The following is a 7159-nucleotide window of genomic DNA, read 5'->3' as shown; positions in this document are numbered from 1 at the left end:
TCTAATCTTCGCCAATCCATGTCCCGTCGTGGTAACTGCTGGGACAATGCTCCTCAGGAAAGCTTCTTCGGTCACATGAAAGATGAGATCATGGATAAGATAGCCCTTGCCGAATCCTTTAACGATGCCAAAACCATCATCGATGACTACATGGATTACTACAACAATGATCGTGGCCAATGGCAACTATCTAAGCTGTCACCTAACGAATACTATGAGTACTGTATAACTGGTAAATACCCTCTTATCACTTACTCATCCATTGATGACAATGGTCATCTTCCAAGAGACAAATAACTATGCTTTTATGCTTTTAAATTTGTCCTTGACAAAGGGTACACTTTAAAGTACTTTTTTCTATCTCGTATAGACCATATCCGTTTTCGACAAAACGGATCTTTTGTATCTGATCATCAACAATCCACACAAACCCGTCTAACTGATTCATCATGCGGTTTTTATCTTTTTTCAGTGTCGTTGGTGAGTATGGCAACATAACATCGTGGATAGCAAATGCGATCAGCTCAACCCCAGGCTCATATTGTTCCACACATTCAACAAGTGCTTTTAGATATGCTACTTTTTCATCTTCCTTTACAGACTTTTCCCACACAATATGCGCAACAAGACTTATGGAATCCTGCTTGATAGGCTTTTCCAGAACAATCGCATCATCTATGTAATTCTTTTCTTTGATCCTATGTGCTATGTCAAACAGATATATTTTTCTGCCATCAGGAAGTAAGGTTGTATCCTTTACTCTGCCCAAGATATAAACAAAACCATTTTCATCTATCTCAGCCAGATCACCGGTATGGATCCACCCATCAACCTTTGTCTTGGCAGTTAATTCCGGCTTATTGTAATAGCACTTCATAACCGATTTGCTGCGAATCCACAGTTCGCCTTTTTGGTTGTATCCTAACTCTTTCCCCTCTTCATCAAATACGCCAACTGTGATACCCGCCATTGGAATTCCGACGCTCATTATCGGCTTACTAAAGTCATATCTGGCATTCACAGACTCCGAACATGCGCTTGCAAATAACTCAGATGAGCCGTAGCCGCTTGCCAGCCCTCTATCCGAGCCTAATTCATGCATAATGTTTTGCCATTTTTGGAATTTCTTAGAATCAGTTCCTTCTCCGCCAACAACCCAACATTTTACATATGAAAAATCGAATTCTTTGCCTTTTGCTCTTTCTTTCTCCAATCGATTAAAGAACGCTTCCCATGCACTTCCGGTAGAACACGCCGCATTTACATGCAGTTTCGTGATTTGATTATAGAAATCCTTTTCCTCTACTCGTGGGTCCATGACAACTGTCATTCCCCGATAAAGCGGCACCGAAAACAGAAGATTTAATGAAGTGGCAGCCGTTGGCGGAAAGTGATTCAGACATCTTTCTCCTTTAAAAAACTGTGTTCCGCTGGCGTCTGAGATTGATAACTGTGTAAGAACCGTTTCATTCGTTGCCACAACTCCTTTTACGATTCCACCAACTGTTGTTCCGCTTGATGAAGTAATGAAGGCATTTCTATTTGAAACAAAGGGGGCTTTTATCTCCCCGTTATATCCTTTTCCTAGTTCCTTAGCATCTGATACAGAAATATACTTCTCTCCTCTTGGGATCTGTGTCTTTTTACGGATTTTTGTCATGACCGACACGATTTGCTTTTTAGGTGTCGGCATCGCATCTGTGATTCTTGCGATTATCACTTTCTCATACTTATCTTTTGTAAATCCCCCTTTTACATTCTCCCACATCTGATCAAAGACTATGGCAATCCTGCACTCTTTTGCCTCTTCTTCAAGTACCTTGGAACTAATTGCCAACTTAAGGAAATAGGGACACGCTCCTATCATATTCAAGGCAAAGATCATGTAGCAAACATCCGGCATAAATGGTCCATAGTATGCAACGATCTCGTCCTCCTTAACACCCAGATTCCTGAATGCTTTTGCCCACAGATAGACGTTTTCTATAAATTCCTTTCTGGAAATGACTTTTCCAAAATACTCTATGGCAGGAATATCTGTATGTTCATTTAGTTTTTTCTCAATTACATCCCATACCGTTTTGTTCTCCGTATTCGATCAACCTCTTCCTCAGCATTCTCTTTATAGTATTTCAGGCAGGGTTTATCTATAGATGGAAACAGGAATTCTCGTCCTTTGAATTACGGCCGTTATTTTGCGTGTGCATTACCTTTCCTCCTATAAGTCTTTACCTTCTAATGATCTATAATCCACCTTACCATTAGCCGTCAGCGGAAGCGCCTCTATAAACTGAATCTGTTTGGGTCGATATCTCTCAACAAGATTCTTCTCGCACTTCTCTCTAAGTTGTTTCTCTATCTGGTCTGCTAATTCCTGTAAACCGGGTTTTAATACAACATATGCTTTTGGAACCGCACCAGTTCCATGATCTATATCAGGTACTCCAACAACACAGCAATTTTCTATGGATGTATCTTCTAACAACGTTGCCTCTATCTCATATGGATTAATTTTCATCCCGTTATACTGAATAATGATCCGCTTTAGTCTCCCTTCAAGATATATGCAGCCATTCGTATCAATTCGTCCTAAATCGCCTGTGTGCATCCATACTCTGCCATCGCTATGAATCCTCATTACTGCTTTAGATTCATCCTCTTTGTTATAATATCCATTCATCAGCGTAGGACCAGCGATACAGATTTCTCCTTCTTCGTCATATTTCATCTCTCTATTAGCTTCGTTGTCCCAAATACAAAATGTCATCAACGGAAGCGGAATCCCAACGCTACCATCCACATCCACCTGAGGCAAATTACTTGAAGCGGCACTTCCAACCTCCGTCATACCATAGCCTTGAAGAATTTTACCCATACATCCATGTTCTTTAAGAATCTCGTTGATCTTATGTTTTTCTTCCGCACGAAGCGAATCCCCGCCACTGGAAAGCGATCGCAAATAACTAAGATCTTTAATTCCTTTCGTGTTGGTAAAACTCACCCAATCCGCCGGTCCGGCCATCACATGATTAGGTTTATATTTCATAATGTTTTTTGCTGATTTCTCCGGTTTATACTCGGGTATCATCTCAATCTGCATATGCAAAGACAGTGGCAAATGCATAGCCATCAATGCATTATACGCAAGAAAAGGCGGAACCCAATTCAAGCATTTATCACCGGGATAATATGTATATCCATCGCGTTCACACTGAAACGCCATTGCATTAAAGCATCGGTTACTCAGCATAACTCCCTTTGCCTCACCGGTTGTACCACTGGTATGAAGAATGCATGCAGTCTCTTCGGTTTTTCCTGGTATTCCTTTTACCTCTCCTGATCCTTTACTGATAAAACTTTTCCAGGTTAGGGCATGAAGAGAATCTAATTCCGCCTTGTTTATCTTCCTCCTCATGATGGCCTTAAGCGGCGTAGATAACCGATCATATGGTGACGCTATAACAATTTTGCTCAATCTGGTCTTATCAAGAACCTGCAGTGTATTATCTAAAAAAATGTCACTAATAACTGCCACCAAAGAATTAACCTCGTTGTAGTATCGAATCAGATCATTTCCCTGACATCTTAGATCTATTATGTTTGCTATAGCCCCGATACGATTCAACGCATATATACAGATTACATTCTCCGGAATATTAGGTAATGCAAGTGTTACAATATCTCCTTTTTTTACCCCTAACGCCTCAAATGAAGACGCAGCTCTTTCCACTTCATCAAATAATTCCTTGTATCTTATCTGATTACCAAAATAACTTATTGCAACATAATCTTCATACTTCCTGTTGCGGGTATATATCCATTCATATATGGATATTGCAGGATTTTCATCACTCAGCGCTTTTTGGTTGTAATACTTCATCCACGGTTTATCGACCGAAGGATATCCTGTCTGTCTGTCTGTCTGTCTGTCTGTTAAAATCATATTTCCTCGCTCCCCTTTGTCAATTCCACATTTTAATAATATTAATCAACCATACTCACCCAATTAATCTTTTATCAAATAGAAACGCGTTATCTTTATTGGGAGCCAATGATTCTGCAAAATCAAACGCATCTTCATGCTCAACTACGTCTTTAGGATGATACCTACCGTTTTTTATATCATCAATACTCCAGGTATATGATGCATCCAAAGAGAGTACATTATTTACAAAATCATCGTAATCACTTTCCTTAACATTTTCACGATGAATCTGTGGCAGTTTTTCAATGATTTCCCACTTAAGCGTTGCCATTCTGTTCCGGAGTTCGTTAGTCAGGATATCCCTCTCCTCAGGTTGACAGCCTTCATAACAAATATTCTCTCCTATTATTGAATAGTAAGAATCTCCTCTTCTGCATAACGCAATTGGAACAATATCGGCTCCGCAATCAATTGCCAAGTCAACAGCTCCAGCAAATAATGGATTTATAAGCGCATTGGGACTAATATTCTGAACCCCCTCCGGAAAAAGAAGCAAATTACCTCCTTTACGCAGAAGTTCTTTCATCTGTGCCTTAGCAACTTTCCTGTCCTCTTTTATTAGGACATCCAGAACAATAACTCCATTTAACTGAAGCAGAAATCCATCAAAATTCCTGTAGAATTCTCTAGGATCTCCAAGCACCAACCAACATGGTGTTTGTATTGAAAGAAACGACATTTCAATATCCACACCACCAATATGTGTAGGACAAAAAATAATTGGTCTGTCCGTTTTTATACGATCATCTCTAAGGATATTCAGCCTTTTCCCTTCCATATAAAGGCTTGCCTTCAAGAATGGCATAAACACTTTATGTGCGAACGAATGTAGTGGTAGATTAGTTATATGTCCACCACCATATTTCTGATATCTTTCCAGTCTTTTTTCTCGGCAGTATGCTTCGCAGTCCTGCTGACTCAAAGAAAGCATGTATTTAAATGAATGAATACTATCAAACATCGGTCCCCCCGAACACAAAACCAACTTGCTTTTTGCGACGTAACATGGGGCTGTCGCACTAAGACAGCCCCTTCGATTTCAAGACGTCAAATTGTCTTAGCCATATTCTCCAATTTTTTATAGTCTATTTTCCCCATTCCTGTTAACGGTAATTTATCTACAAATTCGTAATTATCAGGGTACTCATAATCGTATAATTCATCTGCAATATTCTTTACCAACTCTTTTTTTACAGAATCACTATCAGCATTATTTTTCAACACTACAAAAGCTTTGGTTATGTTACCGTAGTTTTCATCTTTTACAGCTATAACTGCAGTTTGCTGTACTTCATCACACTTCATTATGCAATTTTCTATACTTGCGGGGAAAACTTTGTATCCATTTCTGACAAACATCCTCTTAAGACGGCCATCAATATAAATTCTTCCATCTTCCCCGACATGTCCCAAATCACCTGTATGGATCCATTTAGTTCCATCTTTGTGAACCTTTATTATTTCTGAGTCCTGAGTTTTAGCATTTCCAAAATACCCCTTCATCAGAGTCGGTCCACATATTGCTATTTCACCAACCTCTCTTATTCTGCATTCAGTATAATCTTTATCATCTTTGAAAGTAGAAATAATATTTCCCGGATATGGTATTCCTACGCTTCCTAAGTCATTTGCGTTAGCTTTTGAATATGCAGCAGCAGCCATCACCTCTGTCATACCATAGCCTTTTGAAAGTTTAATATTGCAATTATGTTTTGACAAAAACAAATTAAACTCTTTCTCGAGACTCTCATCCAATTTGTCTGCTCCTAAAATAAAAGACTTCAGGAAGCTCAGATCTGCTTTCTGCATTGCTTGATTATCTAAGAAAGCTAATAAAGCGGAAGGTACAGAAACAATATGGTTAGGCTTCAATTTCAGAGTTAAATCCGGTAATTCATCAGCACCCACCTTGGGAACCAACAGTAATTTCAATCCCATACATAATGGAACATTTATTGAATTACAGATTCCATAGTATGTCCACGGTGGTGCAATAACTAAGATACTATCTCTCACCGCTCCATTAAATCCGACTTTTAATTCCATTTCTACAACAGAATTCACAGTCTCATTAGTTCCGATAACGCCCTTGGGTTCCCCTGTAGTTCCACCTGTATAAGCGATAATTGCATCTGCATCTTTGACAAACTTAGCATCAAGTTCTTCAGTATTATTATCCCCAAGACTAAGGAAGTATTTCCACGTCATAAAACCATCAGGACAACTCAATCGTAAATTCTTGTTCTTTAATCGGATTAGTTTCTTCAATATAGGGTTTAATGATTCAATAGCAGATACTGACACTATAATTTTCACGTCATTGTTCTTTTTTAGACTACTGAATTTATCAGATACAGAATCCAAAGTAATCAACACATTCGAATGTGCTTCCAATACAGAAGCAGCAAGAACTCTCTCAGCGCACCTGACATCCAACATATTGGCAATGGCTCCGATTCGATTTATTGCATATAAGGTATAAATAGCTTCCGGTATATTGGGTAAACAAACTGAAACAATCTCTCCCTGTTTTACCCCGGCCATCTTTAAACTCTTAGCTACTTCTTCAATTTTGCTGAACAACTGATCATAAGTAATCTTCTTACCAAAAAACTCAATTGCAATTTCTTGTGCATATGTTTTTGCATAACTGCGCATGCACTCATAAATAGAACACTGAGGAATACTTATATCGAATTGATCCTCCTTATAGTATTTAATCCACGGCTTATCAATTGACGGAAATCCCGTCAGTTTATCCTCTGTCTGTCTGTCTGTCTGTCTGTCTGTCTGTCAAGCATTGTCTTTACCTCCGATTGTGTGTCAACTATTAAAATGTACCCATAAAAATGGACACATGACCTTTCTGAAATCTCACTTTTCGGACACCATCTTTCATCCTTTTGGAAGTGGCATCCCCGTAAAGTGGACACGGTTTTTATGGAAAACCCCGTTTTCTGGACACAGCATCTCACGTTTGTGTCCAGATGTTGTAAAATACAATCAATTGGAGGTTATATCATGCTAAGCAATCACAAAAAATCCACATTCACTCCAGAACAGATTGAGACTTTGGCTGCCAATCAGTTTACTGCAAAAGTAAACGCCCGCCAGATCATCTTTACTCTGGAATTTAAAAACATTTTCCTGTCACGCTATGAGCAGGGCGATACC

General features: G+C 39.1%; 4 protein-coding genes and 1 pseudogene. 1 reads left to right on the top strand and 4 read right to left on the bottom strand.

Going from position 1 to position 7159, the window contains the following annotated elements; genetic code table 11:
* Nucleotides 1-228, top strand: a pseudogene (locus tag G603_RS0115625) (IS3 family transposase); the annotation flags it as partial.
* Nucleotides 229-313: 85 nt separating this feature from the next.
* Here G603_RS0115625 and G603_RS0115620 read toward each other — a convergent pair.
* The 4 genes from G603_RS0115620 to G603_RS0115605 form a co-directional block, all read right to left on the bottom strand.
* Entirely contained in the window at nucleotides 314-2065 is a 1752-nt protein-coding gene (locus G603_RS0115620) for a class I adenylate-forming enzyme family protein (RefSeq protein ID WP_081669957.1), read from the bottom strand.
* Between the two features lie 153 nt (nucleotides 2066-2218).
* Entirely contained in the window at nucleotides 2219-3943 is a 1725-nt protein-coding gene (locus tag G603_RS0115615; RefSeq protein ID WP_026670809.1) for a class I adenylate-forming enzyme family protein, read from the bottom strand.
* A 55-nt stretch (nucleotides 3944-3998) separates the two neighbouring features.
* On the bottom strand, nucleotides 3999-4946 hold the full coding sequence (locus G603_RS0115610) for a lysophospholipid acyltransferase family protein (protein ID WP_026670808.1): 948 nt from the start codon (nucleotides 4944-4946) through the stop codon (nucleotides 3999-4001).
* Nucleotides 4947-5032: 86 nt separating this feature from the next.
* Nucleotides 5033-6643: a class I adenylate-forming enzyme family protein gene (locus G603_RS0115605; RefSeq protein WP_026670807.1), complete on the bottom strand. Its 1611-nt coding sequence runs from the start codon at nucleotides 6641-6643 to the stop codon at nucleotides 5033-5035.
* Nucleotides 6644-7159 lie beyond the last annotated feature (516 nt).

This window comes from Butyrivibrio sp. AE3006, assembly GCF_000424165.1.
Taxonomy (GTDB): Bacteria; Bacillota; Clostridia; order Lachnospirales; family Lachnospiraceae; genus Butyrivibrio.
Note: the sequence above shows the minus strand (reverse complement) of the source record. Positions and strands in the feature narration are given on the sequence as shown.

Bases quoted from the DNA above. Each gene is read 5' to 3' on its own strand.
- G603_RS0115615 (WP_026670809.1), bottom strand. From the start codon at position 3,943: ATGATTTTAACAGACAGACAGACAGACAGACAGACAGGATATCCTTCG.
- G603_RS0115605 (WP_026670807.1), bottom strand. From the start codon at position 6,643: ATGCGCAGTTATGCAAAAACATATGCACAAGAAATTGCAATTGAGTTT.
- G603_RS0115610 (WP_026670808.1), bottom strand. From the start codon at position 4,946: ATGTTTGATAGTATTCATTCATTTAAATACATGCTTTCTTTGAGTCAG.